Origin of the sequence: uncultured Treponema sp., assembly GCF_946187725.1 — a bacterium.
GTDB lineage: Bacteria > Spirochaetota > Spirochaetia > Treponematales > Treponemataceae > Treponema_D.
This window is the reverse complement of the sequence record NZ_CAMHSK010000006.1, coordinates 29,159-52,184: the sequence shown is the minus strand read 5'-3', so window position 1 is coordinate 52,184 and position 23,026 is coordinate 29,159. Positions and strand designations below refer to the sequence as shown.

Annotated in this window: 18 protein-coding genes; 8 read left to right on the top strand and 10 right to left on the bottom strand. The window is 43.7% G+C overall.

Annotated features, from left to right (window positions below):
• Window positions 1-61: 61 nt before the first annotated feature.
• The 3 genes from Q0Q74_RS04020 to aroC are packed head-to-tail and all read left to right on the top strand — an operon-like array spanning window position 62 to window position 5,112.
• The gene (locus Q0Q74_RS04020; protein WP_294428765.1) at window positions 62-2,326 is read left to right on the top strand and encodes a polysaccharide deacetylase family protein; all 2,265 of its coding nucleotides are present in this window, start codon (window positions 62-64) and stop codon (window positions 2,324-2,326) included.
• 55 nt (window positions 2,327-2,381) lie between these two features.
• Complete coding sequence (locus Q0Q74_RS04015) at window positions 2,382-3,977, top strand: D-alanyl-D-alanine carboxypeptidase family protein (RefSeq protein WP_294428763.1); 1,596 nt, start codon at window positions 2,382-2,384, stop codon at window positions 3,975-3,977.
• A gap of 31 nt (window positions 3,978-4,008) precedes the next feature.
• A complete protein-coding gene (gene aroC / locus Q0Q74_RS04010; protein WP_294428762.1) occupies window positions 4,009-5,112 on the top strand; it encodes a chorismate synthase in 1,104 nt (367 codons plus the stop codon).
• Window positions 5,113-5,207: 95 nt separating this feature from the next.
• On the opposite strand, the gene Q0Q74_RS04005 is transcribed toward aroC, so the two are convergent.
• Both Q0Q74_RS04005 and ilvN read right to left on the bottom strand, forming a co-directional pair.
• Entirely contained in the window at window positions 5,208-6,614 is a 1,407-nt protein-coding gene (locus Q0Q74_RS04005) for an MATE family efflux transporter (protein ID WP_294428760.1), read from the bottom strand.
• A 68-nt stretch (window positions 6,615-6,682) separates the two neighbouring features.
• Window positions 6,683-7,174 (bottom strand): acetolactate synthase small subunit, encoded by a 492-nt coding sequence (gene ilvN / locus Q0Q74_RS04000; protein ID WP_294428758.1) that lies wholly within the window; start codon window positions 7,172-7,174, stop codon window positions 6,683-6,685.
• Between the two features lie 131 nt (window positions 7,175-7,305).
• Between ilvN and Q0Q74_RS03995 the strand changes: the two genes are divergently transcribed.
• On the top strand, window positions 7,306-8,574 hold the full coding sequence (locus Q0Q74_RS03995; RefSeq protein ID WP_294428756.1) for a GTP-binding protein: 1,269 nt from the start codon (window positions 7,306-7,308) through the stop codon (window positions 8,572-8,574).
• A gap of 97 nt (window positions 8,575-8,671) precedes the next feature.
• On the opposite strand, the gene lptB is transcribed toward Q0Q74_RS03995, so the two are convergent.
• The 3 genes from lptB to lptC form a co-directional block, all read right to left on the bottom strand.
• Entirely contained in the window at window positions 8,672-9,388 is a 717-nt protein-coding gene (gene lptB, locus Q0Q74_RS03990) for an LPS export ABC transporter ATP-binding protein (protein ID WP_294428887.1), read from the bottom strand.
• 263 nt (window positions 9,389-9,651) lie between these two features.
• Entirely contained in the window at window positions 9,652-10,500 is an 849-nt protein-coding gene (locus Q0Q74_RS03985; protein ID WP_294428754.1) for an LptA/OstA family protein, read from the bottom strand.
• Window positions 10,493-11,077: an LPS export ABC transporter periplasmic protein LptC gene (gene lptC, locus Q0Q74_RS03980; RefSeq protein ID WP_294428752.1), complete on the bottom strand. Its 585-nt coding sequence runs from the start codon at window positions 11,075-11,077 to the stop codon at window positions 10,493-10,495. Before lptC ends, Q0Q74_RS03985 begins: the two co-directional genes overlap by 8 nt.
• A 139-nt stretch (window positions 11,078-11,216) precedes the next feature.
• On the opposite strand from lptC, the gene Q0Q74_RS03975 reads away from it, so the two are divergent.
• Together Q0Q74_RS03975 and Q0Q74_RS03970 are read left to right on the top strand one after the other, a co-directional pair.
• Window positions 11,217-12,032 (top strand): protein-glutamate O-methyltransferase CheR, encoded by an 816-nt coding sequence (locus Q0Q74_RS03975; RefSeq protein WP_294428751.1) that lies wholly within the window; start codon window positions 11,217-11,219, stop codon window positions 12,030-12,032.
• Window positions 12,033-12,078: 46 nt separating this feature from the next.
• Entirely contained in the window at window positions 12,079-13,281 is a 1,203-nt protein-coding gene (locus Q0Q74_RS03970; protein WP_294428749.1) for a chemotaxis response regulator protein-glutamate methylesterase, read from the top strand.
• A gap of 72 nt (window positions 13,282-13,353) precedes the next feature.
• Here Q0Q74_RS03970 and Q0Q74_RS03965 read toward each other — a convergent pair whose 3' ends face one another.
• The 5 genes from Q0Q74_RS03965 to rny all read right to left on the bottom strand — a co-directional run bounded on the left by Q0Q74_RS03965 (window position 13,354) and on the right by rny (window position 21,137).
• Complete coding sequence (locus Q0Q74_RS03965) at window positions 13,354-15,651, bottom strand: adenylate/guanylate cyclase domain-containing protein (protein ID WP_294428747.1); 2,298 nt, start codon at window positions 15,649-15,651, stop codon at window positions 13,354-13,356.
• Window positions 15,644-16,015 carry a hypothetical protein gene (locus Q0Q74_RS03960; RefSeq protein ID WP_294428745.1) on the bottom strand — a complete coding sequence of 124 codons (372 nt, stop codon included), beginning with the start codon at window positions 16,013-16,015 and terminating at the stop codon, window positions 15,644-15,646. The genes Q0Q74_RS03965 and Q0Q74_RS03960 overlap by 8 nt, the downstream gene beginning before the upstream one ends.
• A gap of 35 nt (window positions 16,016-16,050) precedes the next feature.
• Complete coding sequence (locus tag Q0Q74_RS03955) at window positions 16,051-17,616, bottom strand: hypothetical protein (RefSeq protein WP_294428743.1); 1,566 nt, start codon at window positions 17,614-17,616, stop codon at window positions 16,051-16,053.
• Window positions 17,617-17,618: 2 nt separating this feature from the next.
• Complete coding sequence (locus tag Q0Q74_RS03950) at window positions 17,619-19,484, bottom strand: hypothetical protein (RefSeq protein WP_294428742.1); 1,866 nt, start codon at window positions 19,482-19,484, stop codon at window positions 17,619-17,621.
• A 120-nt stretch (window positions 19,485-19,604) separates the two neighbouring features.
• A complete protein-coding gene (gene rny / locus Q0Q74_RS03945) occupies window positions 19,605-21,137 on the bottom strand; it encodes a ribonuclease Y (protein WP_294428740.1) in 1,533 nt (510 codons plus the stop codon).
• Window positions 21,138-21,378: 241 nt separating this feature from the next.
• Here rny and Q0Q74_RS03940 point away from each other — a divergent pair, with 241 nt between their 5' ends.
• Both Q0Q74_RS03940 and Q0Q74_RS03935 read left to right on the top strand, forming a co-directional pair.
• On the top strand, window positions 21,379-21,972 hold the full coding sequence (locus Q0Q74_RS03940; RefSeq protein WP_294428739.1) for an RlmE family RNA methyltransferase: 594 nt from the start codon (window positions 21,379-21,381) through the stop codon (window positions 21,970-21,972).
• Entirely contained in the window at window positions 21,972-22,979 is a 1,008-nt protein-coding gene (locus Q0Q74_RS03935; protein ID WP_294428736.1) for a M23 family metallopeptidase, read from the top strand. The genes Q0Q74_RS03940 and Q0Q74_RS03935 overlap by 1 nt, the downstream gene beginning before the upstream one ends.
• Window positions 22,980-23,026: the final 47 nt, after the last annotated feature.

Sequence of the window (23,026 nt, the reverse complement as noted above, 5' to 3'; positions counted from 1 at the left end):
TTTTGGCGCAAGCCTCTCGTAACGCCCTCCAATTTCTCTGCTAAGAATAGTGGTTATATAGATGAAAAAAAAGTTTGCGTGTTTATTATCATTTTTTCTCTTTCCGTTTTCCACTTTTCACTTTCTTTCTGCTCAAGTCAAATTTGAAAATCCTCAGATTAATGCGGAGGACAAGGTTCTTTTTACGGTGAGTCATAAACTTGGCGGCACGGTCTCTTATAAGACTCTTTTTCTTGCCGATGCGACTCAAACTGAATCTACCCGGATTTTAACTTGCTTTCCTGAGAGGATGGAGCTTCTTTCGGGCGGGGCGGTTCTTCAGGTTCGTAATCGTTACGGCATGGCGCGTTATTCGGTTGCTGATTCTACTTTGAGCTGGGTTAAGCGCGAAGAATCCATTCCTGCTGATGCAAAGGCGCTTTTACCGCAAGCGGTGAGTCCTGACGGAAAATGGGCCTGCTATGTCAAAAAGACTGACGCGGCTACAGGCAAGCTTTTCCTCAAAAATATGTCTACTCTCGAAGAATTTCTTCTTAATGACAAGTGTGATTTTGATTACGATGAAATTCCTGCAAAATGGGCGGGCGATGGCAGCGTTTTTGTTTACGAAAAAGGCGGAAATCTTTATTTTGGCGACCCCAAGGCGGTTTATCAAAAAGTTCAGATGGGTGAAGAATTCCGCAAAATCGGCGAGGGCACAATCAATTCTGTCTCATGGGCGAACGGGAAGTACCTCATCTACATAAACCGTGATTTGGTCTACAAAATCAGTGCGAAGGAACTTTATACACGCGGGCTTTATGCTCCAATGGTCGGAATCGGAATCGTAATCGGTCGGCTTCCACTTGGATTTGATGCGCGCAAGGACAGATTTTGGGTCAGTCCGCTCGTGAATCAAATCGTTACGGTTACATCAAATTCTGTCGTTTCAAGCTATCAGGTGAATGGAACGGCATCTTCTTATCTTACAAGCGTTTATTCTAAGCCTTTTAAGGATGTTTCGGGTTCTGCCGTTGATTATGATGTTTTTTTCTGCGGTGACGGGAGTCAGATTCTCTGGGTAAATTTAATCGGAATCAATGACGGTAAGCGTAATTCTACGGTTTACAGGCTTTCTCACGAGTTAAAAGAACTGAACCGCGTCGAAAATGCGACTCACCCAGTTCTTTCACCGGACGGTCGGAAAATTGCCTTTGCCTCTCAGAAATTTGCTTTTGTGTACGATTTGGGCGCGTGGATTGAATTGGGGCGGCTTGACGGCGAAAAGGTTCATTCTTTTGCCTGGAACGGTTCTTCGACTCTTTATGTGGGCGGCGAATCGACAGTGCGTGAATGGAATGCGGTTAGCGGCAAATTTCAAAAGGAAGGGAAGGTGCTCTTTTTGTCCGCTGCAGAAACCGCATTCTGGAAGCCAAAGGCAGAAAACATTATCTGTGCGCAAAGTGCAATCAACAAGGCCACATTTTATGACTATGATTATTTCAAAAATGTTTGGCAGGCAAGCACCGAAGATTCGCGCACTTCTTTTGAATTCATGAAAAAGGCGGAAGTTGAAGTTTATGCGGTTCAAAATGCTCATTACCGCGTTTACACAGGTCTGACCGACAATAAGCTTTACGATAATGCGCTTTATGTCAGGAATTTTGCTGGAACTGGCACTTCTTATGCTCTTTATCCAGAAACGGTCAAACCAAGCCCTGAGCGAAAAAGAGTGGCTCTCATATTCGATGCTTTGGACAGTGCGGACGGTCTTACTCATATCCTTTCTGTTCTGGCAAATTACGGCATAAAGGCGACCTTCTTTTTGAACGGTGAATTCATCCGCCGCTATCCAATGGAATGCAAGCAGATTATCGAAAGCGGTCATGACTGTGCTTCGATGTATTTTTCTGCTGCTGATTTGACGGAGAAGGGCTTTATCATTGACGAAGAATTCATTCGCCGTGGATTGGCCCGCAACGAAGATGAATTTTATGCTGCGACTGGGCGTGAACTTTCTTTGATGTGGCACGCTCCTTTTTACAAATCAAACTCTCAGATAAAAAAAGCCGGTGAATTGAGCGGATACAAGTACATTGAGGCTGGTCGGCTTGCACTTGATTCTTTCACTTTAGAAAAGGCTGCTGACGGCAAAAAATGGTATCTCGGTGCAAAAGATTTGGTCAAACTCTATGTTGATAATGCCACTCCAGACATGATTATTCCGATTAACATTGGTGTCACGGATGGAACGCGCACTGACTATCTTTACGAAAAACTTTCCCTCTTAATCGGAAATTTCCTTGATGAAGGATACGAATTCACTCTCGTGCGTAAATTGAAGTAAATGATGTGCAATAAGCCGTGTGCAAGCGTGATTGATTTGTGTTATAATGCCACTTATGGATATTTACGATGTAACTGACGACTTTATTGATGAAGAAACTAAGCGGGCAAAAAAGGATTCTGCATCGAGCAAAAAAAAGCCCGGAATAAAATATATCTCTGATTTTGACGATTTTTTTGAAAAGGCTGAGCGAGAAAAGAAATCTCCTTCTGAAGGCAAAAAAATCAGAAAATTCGAAAATCCCTTCAAAATCTTCATGCGGATGTCTCGTTTTGGCAAGACCTTCGTACTTTCTTCGTTGGGCGTGATTGTTTTTGCAATCCTGATTTGCGTTTTCATTTCTTATTCATCTGATTTTAAAAATACCGGAAATGTTAAGGCTCTTTCTCTTGAGCAGGAATCTGAACTTTCGGTGCTGCTTGATTCACTGTATCCAGAGCAGCGGACTTCAATCTTAAAGGAACTTCCTTATTCGGTTAACAAGGCGAATCTTGATGTTTGGGCTGGTGCGGCGATTCTTATTGATGCTTCAAACGGTTGCGTTCTTTTTGAGAAAAATGCCGATGAAATCATTCCTCCAGCTTCAATTGCCAAACTCTTCGTAATGTACATTGTTTTCAAGGATGTCGCGGACGGAAAAATCACCCTTGATGATGTGGTGACTCTTCCAGAACGAAGCTGGGCAATCAACATGCCGAAAGACGCTTCGCTCATGTTTTTGGGGCAGGGGCAGATTGTAACTCTCCGTGAACTTTTGAAGGGACTGGCCGTTGCTTCCGGTAACGATGCGGCACTTGCCGTTGCAGACTACATTTCCGGCAGCACAAAGGCTTTTGTCGAGCGAATGAATCAGGAATGTGCAGCACTTGGCCTTACTCATACACACTTTGTCGAGCCAAGCGGTTATGATGAAAACAATCTGACTACGGCACGCGAACTTGCCGCTTTCTGCTGTGAGTATATAAAAAGATTTCCTCAGTCTGTCGAAGAATTCCACAGTGCGCCGAGCATCCGTTATCCGCTCGAAAAAAATCTTCCGTCATGGCAAAAATCAAAAGGGGATTCAACTGCAATCTATCAGCGAAATACGAACCCGCTTCTGGGCGTAATGGAAGGCTGCGATGGAATCAAAACCGGTTTCATCTACGAAAGTCGCTACAATCTTGCTCTCACGGCAAAGCGAAACGGAGTGCGGTTCATTTCAATCACTATGAAAGGAACAGGAATCGGCTCAAAACAGGGAAATGCGGGCAGGGTCCACGACGGAACAGAAATGATGGAATGGGCTTTTTCAAATTTTGCTGATTTCAATCCGAGCGGAACCTTGCCTGAATTCTATGCGATTCCTGCAATCGGTTCAAAAAACACTGCCGGAAAATTCGTAAAACTGATTCCTGCCTGGAGCAGCACAATCACGGTTCCTCATGTTTCGGGGGAATCTGCAAGTGCTGATGCTCAGAGCGTAAAAGCAACTGTAAACATTCCGCGCTTCATTTATGGTGGAGTTGAAGCTGGCCGGCAGTACGGTCAAATTCAATACATGCTTGGTGATGTCGTGCTTGAAACAGTGCCTCTTGTTGCAGACAGAACTTATGAAAGGGCGGGCATTTTCGGTCAGGCTTTGGGTGCTCTCGTGAGCTGGCGACTTTAATAACTTCAGGTTTTTCTATATACTTCTCGTCATGGCACAGAATACAATCGGAACAATTTTTAAGGTAACAACTTTTGGAGAAAGCCACGGTGCGGGATTGGGCTGCATTGTTGACGGCGTTCCTTCTGGAATCAAAATCGACGAAAACAGGATTCAGGCCGCATTAGATAGACGAAAGCCAGGCCAGAGCTTTGGTGGTAAAAACAACGCTTCCGTTACTGCCCGAAAAGAAGACGACAAGGCTGAGCTTTTGAGCGGCATTTTCGAAGGCAAGAGCGAAGGCACTCCGATTGGAATTGTAATCCGTAATACAAGCCAACATTCAAAGGATTATGGAAATCTTGCGTACACATTCAGACCCGGACACGCTGATTTTGCTTTCCAGTCAAAATATGGATTCCGTGATTACAGGGGCGGTGGTCGTTCAAGTGGTCGGGAAACTGCGGCTCGTGTTGCGGCAGGTGCAATCGCGCTCCAGGTGCTCGAAAATCTTTGCAATATAAAGATTATGGCTTACACAGAGCGTGCGGCGGGCGTTTCAATCTCTAAGGTTGATTTTGCTCAAATTGAACAGAATGCCTTGCGTGCCCCGGATAATGAAGCCGCTGCCAAAATGAACGCAAAAATCGAAGAAATTCGTGCGAATAAAGACAGCGCAGGCGGCATAATTGCCTGTCGTGTGAGCGGCTTGCCGGCCGGTTTGGGAGAGCCTGTCTTTGGAAAACTTGATGCGGAACTTGCCAGGGCGATTTTGAGCGTTGGTGCCGTAAAAGGTATTGAATTTGGTGCAGGATTTTCTGCCGCTGATTCTACAGGCAGCAAAAATAATGACAAAATGCGTGTTGATTCAGAAGGAAAGCCTGTCTTTGAAACGAATAATGCGGGCGGAATCCTCGGTGGAATCTCAAACGGCAACGATATTTTCTTCCGTGTGGCAGTAAAGCCTGTGCCGAGCATTTTCCAGGAGCAGAAAACAATTTCCGTTGACGAAGCGGGCAAATACACTGACAGTGATTTGGTGATTGAAGGCCGCCATGATGTCTGCCTTTGTCCGAGAATCGTTCCTGTAATCGAAGCAATGACAGCAATTGTTCTTGCTGATTTGATGCTTCAGAATCGTGCAAGCAGAATATAGTTTTTTGGGGCGTTGCGAGGCCGTGAAAGCGCGATTTTTGCCCCGCAGAAGGGGTAGCCGATTCTTTAGATGAGGCGTAGGGGAAGACTTTCCCCTTACTTTTTCATTTCCCGTCTGATGAAAAAGAATGCCACGACCGCTGCCGTCAAGCCTGTGAGTCCGTTTGAAATGCACATTGCCATTCCCACGCCCGAAATGCCGACTTTTGCATACAGGGCGGGAATTTTCATAAAGAGCAGAAGAACCGGGATTCTATAAACAAAAAGCCTTGCTATGTTCAAAATCATGCTGATTTTTGTTTTCCCGAATCCATAGAGAAGCCCCATTACGCTCGAATTTACAGCAATTAAAATCGTGTCCAGTCGTTCCCAATAGTAAATCTGGTCAATTTCATGTGCGAATGCGGCGTTCCCTTTTGCAAATACTCCGATTATTGCGAGACGAAAAATCCCGGTCAGAATAAAAAATACAAGGGCATAACTCAGTGCAAGAATGAGCGTTCGGTAAAAAAAGGAAATCGCCCGCTTAACATTATTGTTTCCGATATTGTTTGAAATCAGGCTTGATTCAGCTTCCTGAAAACCGCCGATTGGATTGGTCGCAAGCCCGCAGATTCTGTCGCTTACCCCCAGTGCACCAACGACTGTCGTTCCCAAAGTCGCACATAGTGAGTTGACCAGTGTTTTTCCGAATGCAAAGATGAATTTCTCAAAAAAGACCGGGATGCTCAGATTCGCAAGCGGGGCGAGAAAATTCGACTTAAACTGGCAGCTTTTGAAACTCAGGCGGAAGGGATTGTTTTTTGAAGCAAGTTTGGCGACAGCAATCAGAGTGAGCGTAAAATGTGCCGTAATTGTTGCAAGGGGAAGAAAATAGATTCCGTTTTCGCGGTCTAAGATTCCCTTTTCTATCAATTGTATTGTCAGAATGTTGAGAGAGGTTTTGATTCCAAGAACGAGAAGATTTCCGAACATTATGATTTTTGTGCTTCCGCGTGATTTTTGGACTGCAAAAAAAATCGTGTTGATGAACTGGAAGATTACGCTGGTCACAACGAGGTCTGAATAAATTGTCCCCTGTAAAAGCAGTTCTTCTGGCATTTTTAAGAGCTGCAAAAGAGGGTACATGAGTGGAATTGTGAGGGCAAGAATTACAAGTGATATGATGATTGCAGAAAAGAAGAGCGTGCTTATCTGGCTTTTTACTTTTTCCATGTCGCCGCTTCCGAAAGAGCGTGCGACAAGAATACCGCCACCGATTGAAAGGGCACTCGCCACAGCCATAATCATTTTTTCGAGCTGGGCGACAAAACTCACTGTGGAAACCGTGTTCGCGCTCATGCTGGACGCGATAAAAGTGTCAATGAGCTGAAAAAATTGCCCCACGCAGGCGTAGAATACAAGTGGAAGCGAAATCGTAAGAATCGCCTTGAGCTGATTGCCGGAAAGCATCAGCTCGCGACGGCGAAGTTCTTTTTCAGAGATTGGAGCCGTATTTTTCATTGCCTAATTATAGAAGAAAAAGGCTCCGAAAATCTCTGTAAATTTTGCCGTGTTTTTGGATTATGTTGTTATCGAAGGATTTTTTCGCCTCGATCCATTGCCGTGAGACCGGTTTTACATAATTCAAGAATTCCGTATGGCTCAAGAAGGCGGATAAGGCTTGAAATTTTGTCTTCGCTACCAGTTGCTTCAACGATTACAGAATTTTGAGCGACATCGATGATGTGTGCACGGAAAATGTTACAAGTTTCGATGATGACCGCACGGTCTGTGCCTGAAGCTTTTACCTTGATGAGAGCCATTTCACGCTGAGTGGTGTTTTCTTTGTGGCAGTGGCTGATTGAAATTACTTCGACGAGCTTAGAAAGCTGTTTTTTTATCTGCTCAAGAACATATTCGTCACCCTGAACGACGATTGTCATTCGTGACTGTCCTGGATTTCCTGTTTCACATACTGTGAGAGAGTCAATGTTGAATCCGCGTCGGCTGAAGAGTCCTGAAACACGGCTCAAAACGCCTGCATGGTCTTCAACTAAAACTGAAAGTACATATTTTTTCATATGCGCGATTATAGCATATTTTAAATGTAGTTTCCATACCGCGATGAAAAGTCTCAGAAAATTTAAGTTTTTTGTTATAGCCGATTAACAAAAAATTCGCTATATTTATTCTATATTATAGGAGTTACAAAATGGCAAAAAATCTTACGCCAATGACATTGCTCTGCGGTTATCTCGGTGCTGGAAAAACCACATTGCTCAATAAAGTTCTTAACAATCAGGAAGGATACAAAGTCGCCGTAATTGTAAATGATATCGGTGAAGTCAATGTTGATGCACGGCTTATTGCTGCTGGTGCAAAAATCACTGATACAAGTGACATCGTTCCTCTTACAAATGGATGTATCTGCTGTACATTGAAGAGTGCACTCGCACAGAATATCGAAAATCTCATCAAAACTGGCAAATACGATTACATCATGATTGAAGCTTCTGGTGTCTGTGAGCCAATGCCAATTGCTCAGGAACTTGAACTTATCAAAAACGGCAAACTTGACAATGTTGTCGGTGTTGTTGATGCAGCCCGCCTTGTTGATGAATTTGCTGGCGGTGACAAACTTCTTGCAAAAGAGGCAATTGGCGAAGAAGACATTGAATCGCTTTTGGTTCAGCAGATTGAGTTCTGTTCAACTCTCGTTATCAACAAAAAGGACCTGGTTACAGAAGATCAGTTTAAGAAAGTCCGCAAGGTAATTGAAGTGCTTCATCCAGGCGTAAAAATCATCGAAACAAGTCACGGTGATGTTCCTGTAAGCGATATTCTTGCAACCGGCAGTTTTGATTTCGAAGGCGTTTATGCAAGTGCCGGCTGGTGTAAGCAGCTTGAAGAAGGCGAAATTGACGATGACGATGATGAAGAAGATGAGCACGAACATCATCATCACGATCATGATAATCCTGAGCACGGTGAAGAAGGTCATGTTTGTGACGAAGAATGTGAGCACCATCACCACGACCATGATGAACATGATGAGCACGGACATCATCACCATCATCATGAGCACAAGCACGATGGTGACAGCGGAGCCGATGAAGATGAATACGGAATCGGAACATTCATTTACTATCGCCGCAAGCCGTTTGACCGCCAGAAACTTGATGAATATGCAAACCGATGGCCAAAAAACATCATCCGCTGCAAAGGTCTTCTTTGGTTCAGTGATGAAGAAGAAATGGCTTATGTATTCGAAACCTCAGGCCGCCAGATTCAGGCCGGCTATTCTGGTCAGTGGATTGCCTGTGCGCCCAAAAAAGAGCAGGAAAAGATTCTTGCTACAAATCCTGAAATCAAAAAGGAATGGGATGAAAAAGTCGGCGACCGCATGGTAAAACTCTGCATCATCGGTCAGAACCTAGACAAAAAAGCCATCTCCGCCGACCTGGATGCTTGTCTGGCATAAAAATTATCGTCTCCTAGCGTATGCGCCCAAAGCATAGCTTTGGGCGAGACTCGCTTAAATCGCATCTCATGCGATTTAACGGCTTCGCCGCCGCTCGCTACATATGGAAGCCTTCGCCGAGGTAAATCTCGCGGGCTTCTGGGCTGTCGATGATTTCCTGTTTGGTGCCCTGAATCAAAATCTGACCGGTGCTTACGATAATGGCTCGGTCAGTAATTTCAAGCGTATCCCGGACATTGTGGTCTGTAATCAGAACGCCAATTCCTCTGTTCGCGAGCAATTTTATCATTCCTTTGATGTCGGCGACCGCAATCGGGTCAATTCCTGCGAATGGTTCGTCCAAAAGAAGAAATTTCGGTTCAATTGCGAGTGAGCGAGCAATTTCCGTTCTGCGGCGTTCTCCACCCGAAAGAGTGTAGGCGAGCTGCTTTCTGATTCTTCCAATCGCAAATTCTTCTATTAATTCTTCAAGTTTTTGTTTTTTTTCTTTTCGTGTCAAATCAGGACGGGTTTCCAGAATTGACCAGATGTTTTCTTCAACAGTGAGCTTTTTAAAAACACTTGGTTCCTGCGGCAGATAAGAAATTCCAAGTTGAGCACGCTTGAACATCGGCAGCGGAGTGATTCTCTTGTTATCCAGAAAAATTTCACCTGAAGTGGGCTTGTAGAAGCCGACAATCATGTAGAAACTTGTTGTTTTTCCGGCTCCGTTTGGCCCCAAAAGACCGAGAACTTCTCCTGTGTGCATCTGAAAATCAACACCCTGAACGACTTTCTTTTTACCGAACGACTTGTAAAGAGAACTGACTCTCAAGGTGTGATAAGGTTTTCCTTCAGAATCAACCGGTTCAGTTTCTTCTGAATCGAATGACTCGCTTTCAGTAGAATTATCCGGGGGCGTTACGGGGGCAGGGCCACCGTTAGAAGGGGTAGCGGAAAACGCGTCAGCGGTTGGAGCGAGGGGGAATGTCGCTTCGCTAACGAGTTTTGCGTCCGATTCTATTGATTGAGGTTCGCAAAACTCGCTTCCCCCTTCAAAAGTCTCTGTATTTTCAATTCCATCAATTTCTTCGTCGCTCATTCTTTCTTCACCTTATCGTTTTCAGTTTTTGATTCTTTGGTTTCAAGGGCTGATTTTTCGTTTTCTTCGGACTTTGAAGACTCAGCATTTTCTGTCTTTTCTTTTGCCTGTGCATCCTGATTAAGAATGTCCGTTATGGAAGGAAGTTCCGGCTTTTCGTCACCACCTTCTGATTTTTCTTCAGGCTGCTTTTCTTCGTCTTTTTTAGGCTCTTCTTTCTTTGAATCGGTGACAGTTCCGCTTACCCTGCCCGAAAGCGTGATTTCCTGCGATTCGAGGTTCAGCACGATTTCCTGGGCGCGGAAAGTATCATCGCCCTGAACGATTTTTGGGTTTCCGCTCATTTCAAGCATTTGAGCGGCTTTTCGGTAGATTGCAAATGCGGCCGTACAAGTGTTGTTTTTTTGTTTGAGGGTAACGCCAATCTGCATCGTGGCGATTTCTTTGTTCTGGTTGTATTCAATGATTTGCGAATCGATTGTGACATCGTTTTCAAGGTCAATCATGTGCACTGAATCTTCGAGGCGTGCCAGTTTTGTCTGCCTGTCGTAGCGCAATTTGCCGCAGGTGAAGTCCATTTTTGTCTCTGTGTTTTTGCCTTCGACGCTGCCTTCCGCTGTGATGTATCGAAAATCGTCGCCGTTCAGTATGATTGAGTCCGCTTTGATTTCCATTGTGCTGGTTTTTACGAAAGCATTCCCGATGAGTTTTGTGTCGTCATTTTTGCTTCCCGAAACGCCTGTCATGGAATCTGCCTGAAATTTAATTTCTTCGGAATGAACAAGCGGATTTGCGAGAATTAATGGAAATAAAATGCAAAATTTTGTGAGAAGATTTTTATTCATCTTCGGTTGATTCCTTTGTTTCAGTTTCTGTTTCTTCTGAATCACTTGTGTTAATTGTGCCGGAAACGCTGTCTGCAAAAGAAAAAGTTTTGCTTACTCCGCTTGCAGAAAATCCGTATCCTGACATTTCGATGTCTTTTTTAATCAGTTTGACTTCGCTGCTCTTTCCACTGGTGATTTGTTCGGTTTTTTTGTTGAAATTGAGAGAATCTGCGGAAATCTGCATGTCTTGTTTGGGCAGATTAAGCTGAATTTCGCCGTAGAGAGTGTAAATTTCTTTTTTGATGTTGGCCGAAATGAGCTGGCATGAACCGCTTGTTTCTTCTTTTCCTTCTGAATCGAAGGTTTCAAATTCTGCATTTTTGGCGAAAACTGAATTGTCGCTCTTGTATTGCTCCAGCTGCTCTGCTTTGAGGCTGACATTTTTTTTGCTGGATTCATATTTTGAATAGGTGGCGTTTTTGAAACTGAATTCTGGAATAGAATCTTCGGAATTTTCGCTTTTAAGATAGTTTAATGAGCATGAAAAAGAGAAAATTGTGAGAAAAATGATAAGAATTGAATATGAATTTTTCATCGTTTGCATTATGATTTTAACATTAAGATTTGTTTGTTTCAACGGAGGTTTTTTCAAGTTGATTCAGTCAATGTCGCACTTTTGAAGACAATCTTAATTTTTATTTTACAATTAAAGACTTAGGGTGTATAATACAGTTATGGCAGACTTATTAACCGATGCAGAATTTGATATGTTCCGAAAAGTCATTTATGACGAAAGCGGAATTACTTTCTCGGCAACAAACCGCTCAATTCTTGACAGTCGTTTGAAGGAAAAGCTGAGGGAAAAGCAACTTGACTCTATAGAAGAATATTATCGACTCGTCATGTCAAACAAAGAAGAGATGAAGATCATGCTCGACTCTGTTACGACAAACCTTACGAGATTTTTCCGTAATCAGCCTCATTTTGATGCACTTGTAAACTATGTAATTCCTCATGTTATTGAGAATAAGCGCAAAACGGGTGACACCACTATCCGAATCTGGAGTGCAGGCTGCTCAACGGGTGAAGAACCTTACACTATTGCAATGATTCTTGCTGATGTTCTTCCTCCGCCATATAAATTCCAGATTACAGCTTCTGATATCTCCCTCAAATGTCTCATGACTGGGCAGGCAGGTTTCTATCCTGAAGCCCGAATAACTGGAATTCCGCAAAAGTATCTCGACCGCTTCTTTACAAAGAACGAGCGCGGATATCAGGTCAAACGAGAGCTCATGCAGACCATCAAATTCGACTACCATAACTTGCGAAACGATTCTGGTGCGCGCAATCTTGATGTTGTTTTCTGCCGGAATGTTCTCATCTATTTTGATGAACCTGCACAAAAGAATGTAATCGACCGATTCTGGAATTCAATGGCTCCAAATTCATACCTGTTTATCGGTCATTCAGAAAGTCTGTTCGGTATGGAAACAAAATTCGAATTCTTGAAGACCGACTGGGCTTGTCTGTATCAAAAGCATGTCTAAGCTAGCCTTTTGATTTCAGGCTTTTAGGCAAATTGGGAGGAGATTAATGGAAGATATTTCTGTTGCTATATGTGATGACTCGGCGCTCATGCGCAATCTTATTTCTCGCGTAATTGATGAAACTGAAGGCCTTTCTGTTGCAGGAAAGGCTATGAACGGGCAGTTCCTTGTCGAAAAGCTGGCTTTGTTCAAGCCGGATGTCATCATTCTTGACATTGAAATGCCAGTAATGACCGGCGTTGAATTCCTCAAGTGGCGCAAACAGAATAAAATCGATATTCCTGTCATCATTCTTTCGAGTATCGCCGAAAAGGGTGCTGCTGTCACAATCGAGTGTCTTGAACTTGGTGCTGCTGATTTTATCACAAAACCGAACGGTTCTATCTCTGCCGACATCAGTTCTGTTTCAGACAGACTCATTGAACTTATTGCTTCTTACGGTGGCTCTTATGCTCGCCGTCACGGAAAGCAGGTTCGTGGCAGTGATTTCTTCTCAAATCTCGGTTCTGACCGTCTCGTTGAGCGAAAACTTGCATCAAAGATGGGTGCTGATAAGGCAAAAGAGTTCCTTGCAAGCACAGCGGCAAAACCTGCTGCTTCAGCTAGTGCTCTTTCGTCAGCTCCAGCAAAAGGTCCTGCTGTTATTGAGCCTCTGCGCAAACCTGGCAAAATCGAGGTCATTGCAATCGGTATTTCTACGGGTGGACCAAATGCCCTTCGTGATGTGTTTAAGATGATTGACCCGCATTTAAAGCAGCCAGTTCTTGTTGTTCAGCATATGCCGGCGGGTTTCACAAAAGAATTCGCCAATTCTCTCAATAAAATCTGTGCCCTCAATGTAAAAGAGGCAGAAGATAATGAGCCAATCGAAAGCGGAAACATCTACATCGCTCCGGGTAACTATCATATCTATGTTGAGCAGACCAATCTTGGCAAAAAGATGTTGCGTCTTTCACAGGAACCGCAGCGAAACGGTCACAGGCCTTCTGCAGATGTTCTTTTTGAATCAGTTGCCAAAATCTATCAGAACCGTGCTCTTGGCGTAATCATGACTGGCATGGGTAAAGATGGTGCTGTTGAGCTTGCCGAAATGCGAAAACAGGGTGCATGGACTTTGGGCCAGGATGAAGCGAGTGCAATCGTCTATGGAATGCCAAAAGTCGCATACGAACTGGGCGGTGTTCAAAAACAGGTTTCGCTCGAAAAAATGGCTGACGAAATCAGTAAGTTGGCAAGAGAAAACGCTTAAATCTTTGGTATTTTGAATCTTTTAAAATGAAAAGCGGGAGCAGGATTGATATTAATCTTGCCCCCGTTTTTTTTATTTGCTCAGAAGTCTGAAGCAGTGTAGTTTTGGATTGTAGACAACTCCGAATCCGTCTTCTTCGCTAGGTGCGCGTCCTTTGAGGAAGAAATCTTCAAGAAGTTTTACATAATATGCGGCAACTTTATCATCTGAATTTGCGACGGCAAGTTTGCAGAATTTATCATGTGCCTCTGCATATTCTTCACGGTCAAAGTTTTGCATTGCTTTTTCCCAGACAGCGACATATTCAAGAAGATTTTCGCTCGCTTCTGCCTTGAGTGAAAGCGGTTCGTAAAGCGTGAGCGGGGTCGTAACATTTACAACCTGGACTTTATCGAGTCTGCGGCACAGAATCTCTTCGCCCAGTTGTTTGTAAGTTGCTTCACTCACTAGAATACCGAAGGTGGAATACTGCTTGTTTACGCCTTCAAGACGGCTTGCAAGGTTTACATTGTTTCCCATCATTGTGTAATTCTTTTTATTTTCGCTTCCCATGTAGCCAGCAATCATTTCACCGGAGTTGATGCCAATTCGCGTAAAGATTTCCTTTCGGTTTTGAACCATGATTTTGAATGCAGAGTAAAGGGAATCGCTCATTCCGACTGGTTGTGGTCCATTAGCGATATTCCGGATTTCCTGATTCATAACCTTTTCTGCGGCCTTCATTTTGAGTGCAGCCTTTACCGCACGAGTGGCATGGTCATCCATTTTGAGCGGCGCACCTACAAGAGCGATAATAGCATCTCCCTCGTATTTGTCGATTGTGCCGCCTTCTGCCATGATTATGTCGCTCATTTTTGTGAGGTAATAATTGAGAAGCGCAACCAGTTCACTAGCCGTAAGAAGCTCAGAGAAAGAAGAGAACTTCTGGATATCAGTGAAGATTGCAGTCATCTCACGATTTTCACCGCCAAGCTTGAAACTGTCAGGATTTGCAACAATCTGATTAACGACATCTTTTGAAAGACACTGACTGAATGCATTCGTTATGAATTTTTTGTCTTTTGAAGCTGTAAGGAATCCAAGAACGATTACGGAAATGTATGCCAGAATTGAAGAGAAGAGCGGAACCGTTTCACCGACAAAGGTTCTTGTTATGATGTAATAGGCAAGCAGAATTCCAGTGCCGACAAAAATCATAATTAGCCCGATTATGACTTTTCCGACCGTCGATTTCATTTTTTTTGCGGCCAATACAAGAAGAGTCGTTAAAATCAGGGCATAAATGATTGAAATGTACGGCGGAATTTCACTTGTAAAGTCACCATTCAAAATCTGGTTGATTATAGTGTAGTGTACGCCGGGAAGAGGATACTGAGATTCGTACGGATTTACGCCGTAATCGGATGTGCTTGTTGCACAGGTTCCGATAATGCAGATTGCTGATGCAAGCTTGGGTCTTACCTCAGCACATAGATTTGTGTATTCTTCGATGTGTTCAGCTTCGCCCTCTTCTGCCATAGCGCGTTTAAGCTGTGCAATACGGTAAATGTCTCCCAGTGAGAGATAATTGTATTCATTGAACTGCATTTTCGGATATTTGAGGATAAATTTTCCGTCATTTCCGCGTGGAATCTGCAGGTCTTTTGTTTTACCGTCGATTTTGGCATTTTTGAGCGTAATCTTTCTATTTTCTACGATGATTTTGGGATTTCCAAGTTTTTGAAGAAGGGCAGGTAAGGTAAGCTGCATGTAGTACTGATCATCATATTTTGCGATTAAATTTACCCTGCGGTAGTAATTGTCGCTGTCAGGATCTGCATTTACAAATCCAGCTGCCTTTGCATGTTCAATAAAAATTGGAAGAGTCGGAACTACGCCTGTATATTCTTCAGTAACTTTGTCGTTTTTGATTTCAGCGTTTGGTAAAAGACCTTTTTGATCAAGAATGTTTTTTGATTCTTCATCAATGTCGCTGGTATAATCAAGCGTAAAGTTCAGGAAGGTAATGTCGGATTTTTTAAGGGCCTTTTCCATCTCCTCATCAGGAGAGAATATCTCGTCTTTCTCATTAACGCTTTTTCGTGCTTTGTCGATAAAACTCAAATCGAATACGATAGACTGTGCTCCCATTTCTTCCATAATGGAAATACAGTCTGCATAGACATCCCTTGTAAAAGGAAAAGAATCGATGGTTTCAATCGCGAAATCATCGATTCCTACCATAAGAACATCGTTTCGAATTTGAGTTGAAGGCAAAAATCTCTGAAACAAATCAGAAAATTTTGCCTCAAGATTCGTGAAGAGCAGGAGCGAACTTGCCGCCACACAGACAAGCGGAATGAGGAACGCAAATGTCTTTCGCTTAGTCATCAAGTTCGCCTTCTGCCATTACATCTGATGCACGAGAAGCAGCTGTTGCTGTGCCCTTGCCTTTTTTGGCTTGTGAACCTGAAATTCCGTTTTTTGTGGAAATTAAATCACCGAGGCTGGCCTTTTTGGGTGTGCGGAGCGTAATGTCCTTGCCGTCTGCAGTGACAACGAGTTTCGAATTTGTTCCTAGAGCGACGATTGCCGTGTCTGAAAGTGTCATGCCGCTTGTGACAGGCTTTTGTTTGCCTTTTTCACTTTCTGCGAATGTGACTTTTCCTGTGACGGTTTTGACCTCGTAATCAACAGCAAAGAGAACTGATGATGCGAGAAGTGCTGCGGCTGCCACGAATGCTAATTTTTTCATAAAATCCTCCTTTTAGACCTCATGTTTTCATGAATCTATTTTAAATATTTTAAAACTCGTTCAACAGATGGAAGCTCAATGTCCGCATCTGATTCAGGAACGCTGACTGCCTTGTAGTGCTGCCATGCTTCACTCAAAGGGTAAAGCTCGGCTTCACCTTTTTTGGCTGCGCTCTTCCATTGATTATAACCCGCTGTTCTGGCAATTTCAAAGTTATCCTGACAAACAGTTGCTTCAAGCGGAATCCATGCCTTTTCACCCTGAATGATGTAGCGCCCGTCCAGCAAGACTTTTGATGCCCGCTTTGAAGATACGCCAGAATCAATTGCCATGAAAATATGCCCTGGAACTGTGATGAATGCCGTTTGAATTCCAATTGATTCGAAAATTGCGCAGTTCAGAATAGAAAGGTCGTCGCAGTCGCCGCCAGAGTACAAAAGTGTCTGATAAGGGAACTGCAAAAAGTCAATTTCAAGTGTTTCGCCGGAAGAAAATGGACTTGTAGGGTCTTTTACATAGCTTACACCGTAGGCTTTTAAAGTGGCGAAAATTCCCCTTGCGTAATCAAGATTTTGTGTATAATCATTCTGGGGATTTTTAAGGATAATTGATTTTGCGAGTTTAGATATTTTGTTTGCCGCACCATCATGACTGCTCACAAAAGCGGCCGCCTTACGGTCATCGTTCCAGTTCATTGCGTTGCGGTTCAATGCCGTGAAGTCCAAAACCTGCTCGCTGGTAATTCGTTTGCCAAGAGAGCGGTAAGAGACGATGACTTTTCCTTCTGTTTTGTGTGCTGCAAGTGAAGAAAGAATTGTCTCGTTTATGAATGCCGTGAGCTCTGCTTCAAAGTATTCGTTGATTCCCACTTCTTCGATTTGTGCACAGATTTTTGGAAGCGTCATGTATTCAGGAATCAGAACAGAGACCGTGACATCGCTGATTTTATTTTCTTCGCCGTTAAAGAATACAAGTTTTCCGAAAGAATTTTCGTTGTAGAAGCTGTAGAAAACTGGGAAAATTGGCTCAATCGTGTTTTCATCCAGTTCAACGACTTTTTTTGCAAAGATTCCTTTTGTAAAGCTGTATTTTAGACTGACTCCCAAATCAATTCTGTTGGTAAAATCTTCCGGTTTATACTTGAACTTGCTGTAGCCCGCGAAAACTCCGAATTTCAGCTCAGGTAAAGCATAGAAATCAGCAAAAATCCGTCCGCCAAAAAGACTTCCCGACATGGATTCGGTGTTTTTTTCTTCGACTTTGGGGAAATTCCACATTCCTCCGTAAACCTGAAGGCCTGAAGCAAATCTGTCATGAAGCCTGCATTGATAAGTGAGTGCAAGGTCTCCGTAATAGAGCGGCGTATCATCGAGAGTGAGTGCCTTTATGTCAGCCACGCCCCCCTGAAAGCCAAATCCGATTTTATCGCGGCCACGGACAGTAAAAGGGTATGAGTCGAGGGAAACCGTGCCTGAAAAAGAATTGTCAAAATCCCCTGCGGTATGGAAATCAAGCTGCGGCATCAGGGCAATTTCAAAGTCCATTCCGAATGTTGGAAGAGAGAGCAAAAATGCGGAAAAAATCGTAGTGAGTTTTTTCATTTTTATTCTCCGACAAGAATTTGAATTTTCTTTTTTCCTGCCAGTGCAGTTCTATTTTCAGGTTCTTTTGCAAGGACTCTGTTGTACATGCTGAGCGCTGATTTGTAACTTTTCTGCGTTGTATAGACCATGGCCATGTTATTCCATGCTGCAATAGAATTTAGTTTCTGATATTCAGCGATTGCGTCATTGTACATTCCAGCGCGAACATAGGTGTCAGCGAGGTGTTTTGTATCTCCTGAACTGCGGAATTTTTTGATTAAAGTTGCCAAATCGTTATTTATATAGTAATTGATGTCTTCGTTGACAGCTTTAATGATTGCGTCTTTTGATGGATTTTTATAAGAACCTCTGTATCCTGAGAAAGTGACCGGAGGATATGCTTCCCAGGCTGCATGAACATCAACTAGTTCATAAGGAGATTCTGGATCTTTCTGCATTTTTTTAAGCTGTTTTGCGGCCTCAATTCGTGCCTGCGTAAAGCCTTTGCCGAAATTCTTCATGCTTAAACCAAGCCAGCTTGTGTTTTCGTCTGTAATGACATCGTTCCCTGTGAACTGATTGCCTTTTTTTTCTGGAGCAATGCCTGTGTCAACGAGAACGATAAAATCATCATCCATTGCAACAAAGCCCGTTCCGATTCCAAAACTTTCAAGGCATGAGCAGACAAGGATTCCCAAATCATCATAATCACCGCAAAGAAGGTTCAAAGTCTGCAACGGGTACTGAATTGAATCAATATCTTCTGTTGAACGGAAGGTCGTGTATGGCGTAACAGTGTCTTCGCTGTAGACGATTCCGGCGAGCCTTAATCCTTCCATGATAGCTGCCGCGTACTGAAACGGAGAGTTGATTCCGGCCTTTAGATTTGTGATTTCTGCACCCGCCATGTATTTTGCGGTTTCAAGAATCTCTGTTGCACCGTTATCGATAAAGCATGCAAGGGAAGCGCTGTCGCTCCACATAAAGCTGTTTCTATGTTTTACATCAAAAACAATGTTCTGTACTTCGGTTTTTCGTTTGCCAAGGAAAGTGTAGCTGATTACAAGTTCACCGTTGATTTTACCATCTTCGCTGTAACGCAAAATTTCCGGGCTGAAATCGGCATATACCGGAATCTCGACCTTGCTGTAGCGGTTTAATATAGAAAGAACTTCACATTCTTTTTCTGCGGAAGTGTATTTTCCTGCCCTGAATGAAATGTGGACATCTCGGACTTCTGCAGAACTGACATTACGGAGCGTCGCATAACCGAGCGGAACCTGACTGTACATTGATGCGTAGACCGGGAATGCCGCTGAGTCCTGCTCAAAGCTGACCCAGAAATCATCTGAGGATGCAGAGGAATTTGTGGAAAAATTAAACTTTGCGCTCAATCCTGCAAAATTTGAAGAAATGAATGGTGAGCCTTCGATTTTAAATGATTGGCAACCACCGACTGCGCTCATGACAAAGCCCGGCGTGAAGCGGAAGCCAAGCTCTCCAAAAGCACGGTAATATGTGCCGCGTGAATCACTTGTAACGCTTGGGGCATCAATCGAAATCTTTTGAATTCCGTATGAGCCGTTTGCACTTAAATAAAGGCGGGAAAAAGGATAATAATAAAGGCCGAGAGTCGCACCGCCCATTAAAATATCGTAATTTTTATCTAATGATTCTTCTTTGATTGAGTTGTAGCCGCCCTCAACACCCAAAGTCACAAAATTGAACAAATCAATGTCTGCGTTAAGAAAACCGCCGAATCCTGTTCCAAGATTCTCTTCTTTTGGAAAATTCATGACAGGGGTGAGCCTGAACGCAAAGTCCAGCGCGGAAATTTGCCCTGTAAGGGTAAGTGCAGCCAGACCTGCCAAAACAACTTTTTTCATATAAAAATGACTCCATTTATAATAGCTTATATTATAACGCAAAATTATATGTTTCGTCAGTTTTTCAAGATTTTTTTGGGATAAAAAAAAGGCCGCCTTCAAAAGGCAGCCTTGAAATGCTTAGCGTGCGTACTCAACGATTCGTGTTTCGCGAATCATTGTAAGTTTTATTCGGCCCGGATAGCGGATGTCAGTCTCAATCTGTTTGGCGATTTTCTGTGCCAAATCCTTGACTTCACCATCAGGGATTTTTTCGTTGTTGACCAAAATGCGAAGTTCGCGGCCAGCCTGAATTGCATAAGCCTTTTCGACACCGTTGAACTTTTCTGCAGTTTCTTCGAGGTTTTCAAGGCGTTTGACATAATTGTCAACTGTCTCGCGGCGGGCACCTGGTCGGGCTGCAGAAATAGCATCTGCAATCTGAACGATGACCGCTTCGAGAGTGGCAGCTTCGACATCGTTGTGGTGTGCAGCGATTGCATTGATGACTTTTGGATCTTCGCCCATTTTTCGTGCCATCTCTGCACCGACTTCTGCATGGTTCTGATCTGAATCGTTTTCTGCACCCTTACCGATGTCGTGAAGAAGGGCAGCTCTCTTTGCGAGCTCTTTATTTGCACCGACTTCTGCGGCAAGCAGGGATGCAATTTCTGCGACTTCTTTTGAATGGGTAAGCACATTCTGACCGTAGCTTGTACGGAAGTAAAGACGACCCAATGCACGAACTCCGTCCTGACTCATGTTGTGGATTCCAAGGTCAAACAGAACCTTTTCGCCCTCTTCATAAATCTTCTGCTGAATTTCGCGCGTAACCTTCTGAACGATTTCCTCAATGCGGGCCGGATGGATGCGTCCGTCCGTAACAAGTCGTTCAAGTGACTGCTTTGCGATTTCTTTTCGAACCGGATCGAAACAGCTGATTACAACTGCCTCTGGTGTGTCATCGATGATGATGTCTACACCGGTGAGCGTTTCGAGGGCACGGATGTTGCGGCCTTCACGCCCGATGATACGGCCTTTCATTTCATCGCCAGGCAATGAAACTGTAGTGACGGTCAAGTCACCTGTAGTCTCGGTTGCGATTCTCTGAATCGTGGAAACAAGAATTTCCTGAGCCTTTTTTTCGGCTGAAAGCTGTGCGTCCTGCTCAATTTTGTTCAAGAGTGCCTGAGCGTCATGGCGAGCGTCATTTTCGAGGTTTTTGATGATTAAATCTTTTGCTTCCTTTGCCGAAAGCCCCGAAATTCTCTCCAGTTCTGCCCGATACTGCTCTTCCTGAACCTGAAGCTGTTCTTCACGCTTCTTCATTGCATTGACGCGATCGTTGAATTCGAGTTCTTTTTTATCAAATTCTTCTGCCCGTTTGTCAATCAGCTCTTCTTTTTTACTAACTCGTGCTTCATACTTCTGTACTTCAGCGCGTCGTTCACGATCTTCCCGTTCCTGCTGTTTTCGTTCACGAATGATTTGATCTTTTGCTTCGAGCAAAATTTCTTTTTTCTGTGCTTCTGCTTCCTTTATTGCATCCTGTCTTAAGCGTTCAGCTTTTTGTTCTGACGCAGATAGTTGAAATCTGGCATAACACCATCGAATAATCCATCCAAGAACGATTCCTGCAACCGGGAGACCAATGAACTTAACTAAATCGTTCATTTTAGACTTCTCCTAGTTTTATGAAATCAAGTTCTTCTATGATACTATATAGCGTTAGTGTTGTCAAACTGAAAATTCTGGGGCTTGGGGCACTGTGACAGACTTTCTGCCCCAGGAGATGGGGGTGTGGGTAAAAGCGAAGCTTGAACCCCAGGGGGAAGGCTTTCCCCCTATGGAATTCTCTTCACAAAAGCACTAAAATCTGATTTAATTTTACCGACAATCTAATTAGGCAAACTTTATGGCAAATTCTTATGAAAAACCTGATTTCTGGTCTCAAAAAGCATTCTCCGAGGGTTATCCGGCCCGTTCAGTTTACAAGCTGCAGGAGATTGATGAGAAATTCGGCATGATTAAGAAGAATTACAAAGTGCTTGATTTGGGTGCGGCTCCAGGAAGCTGGACAACTTTTCTTCTCAGGCAGATGGACGGAAGCGGCAAGGTCGTTTCGTGCGATTTGAATCCGCTTTCAAAAAGTGTCAAAGGAGAAAATCTCGTCTTTATTCAGGGCGATTTACAGCAGAAGGAGATTTTTGACAAAATCAAGGCCGAAGGTCCTTTTGACCTCGTTGTCTGTGACGCAGCTCCGCTCACCACAGGAAACCGTGTTGTCGATACAGCCCGCTCTCAGGGGCTTGTGAAAATGGCAATCTGGTATGCGGAGACGATGCTGAAAACGGGCGGTAATTTTGCCGTGAAGATTTTTCAGAACGGGGACCAGCAGGCTCTGCTCAAAAAGATGCGTGAGGTTTTCACCAACGCGAAGGGATTTAAGCCTAAGGCATGTCGTTCTGAATCATTTGAAACTTACTTAATTGGGTTGGGTAAAAAGTAATGAAAAAGTTCTTTTGGATTGTTAAGAATAAACTTAAAGGCGTGTCTGTAAAAAATGCTGTTCAGTGCCTTTCAGTGACATTCGGTGTGTGTGCGCTTGTTCTTACCGGAACCGTTGTGTTTGCGAATCACTCTTCAAAGGCAGAAAATGGTCAGGGTGGATTTGAAAGTCCGACCATCCCTGTAAGCGAAGAAGTTCTTGATGGAATCGTGGAAGGTCAGGAAAATCCTTCTGGTACAGATGCAGAGCTTGTTTCTTTTGATGATTCATACAATCTTTCTTATTTCGCATATCGGGTTCGTTCAGGCGACATGATTGGCAAGATTGCAGAGACTTTCGATGTTACTTCTGACTCAATCATTTCTGTGAACAACATCCGCTCTTCAAGGCTTTTGCAGATTGGCTCATATCTCAAAATCCCGACTATGCCTGGAATCCTTTACACTGTAAAAAAAGACGGCGAAACTGTTGAGTCAATCGCCGAGAAATACAAGATTGATGTGGCTAAATGCTCATCTGTCAATCATCTGGCTGTAGGTGCTTCACTTACTGCCGGAACCATGGTTTTTGTTCCTGACGCAAAGCTTGACTGGGTAACCCGTCAGGAAATCAACGGTGACTTGTTCAGAAAACCGATTCACGCAAGATGGTACAAATCTTCAAGCTTCGGATGGCGTGCAAGTCCGTTTACTGGAGCACGCTCTTATCATTCTGGCGTTGACATGGCATGCCCTACAGGAACCAACATTTATGCGGCCCTTCCTGGCAAAGTCACTGCTACAGGCTACAATTCAACTTACGGAAACTATGTAATCGTGGCTCATCATTCCGGCTACAAAACGCTTTACGGACACATGAGCGCAATTCTTTGTCACAAAGGCAATTATGTCACTCAGGACACAAAAATCGGTCGCGTCGGAAGCACCGGCATGAGTACCGGACCGCACCTGCACTTTACCGTGTTCAAGAACGGCAAGCAAGTCAATCCAGAAAACTTGTGGAATTAACGGAAAGAATATGCTAGTACCCGCATCCTTGCGGGGCTTTTCTTTTT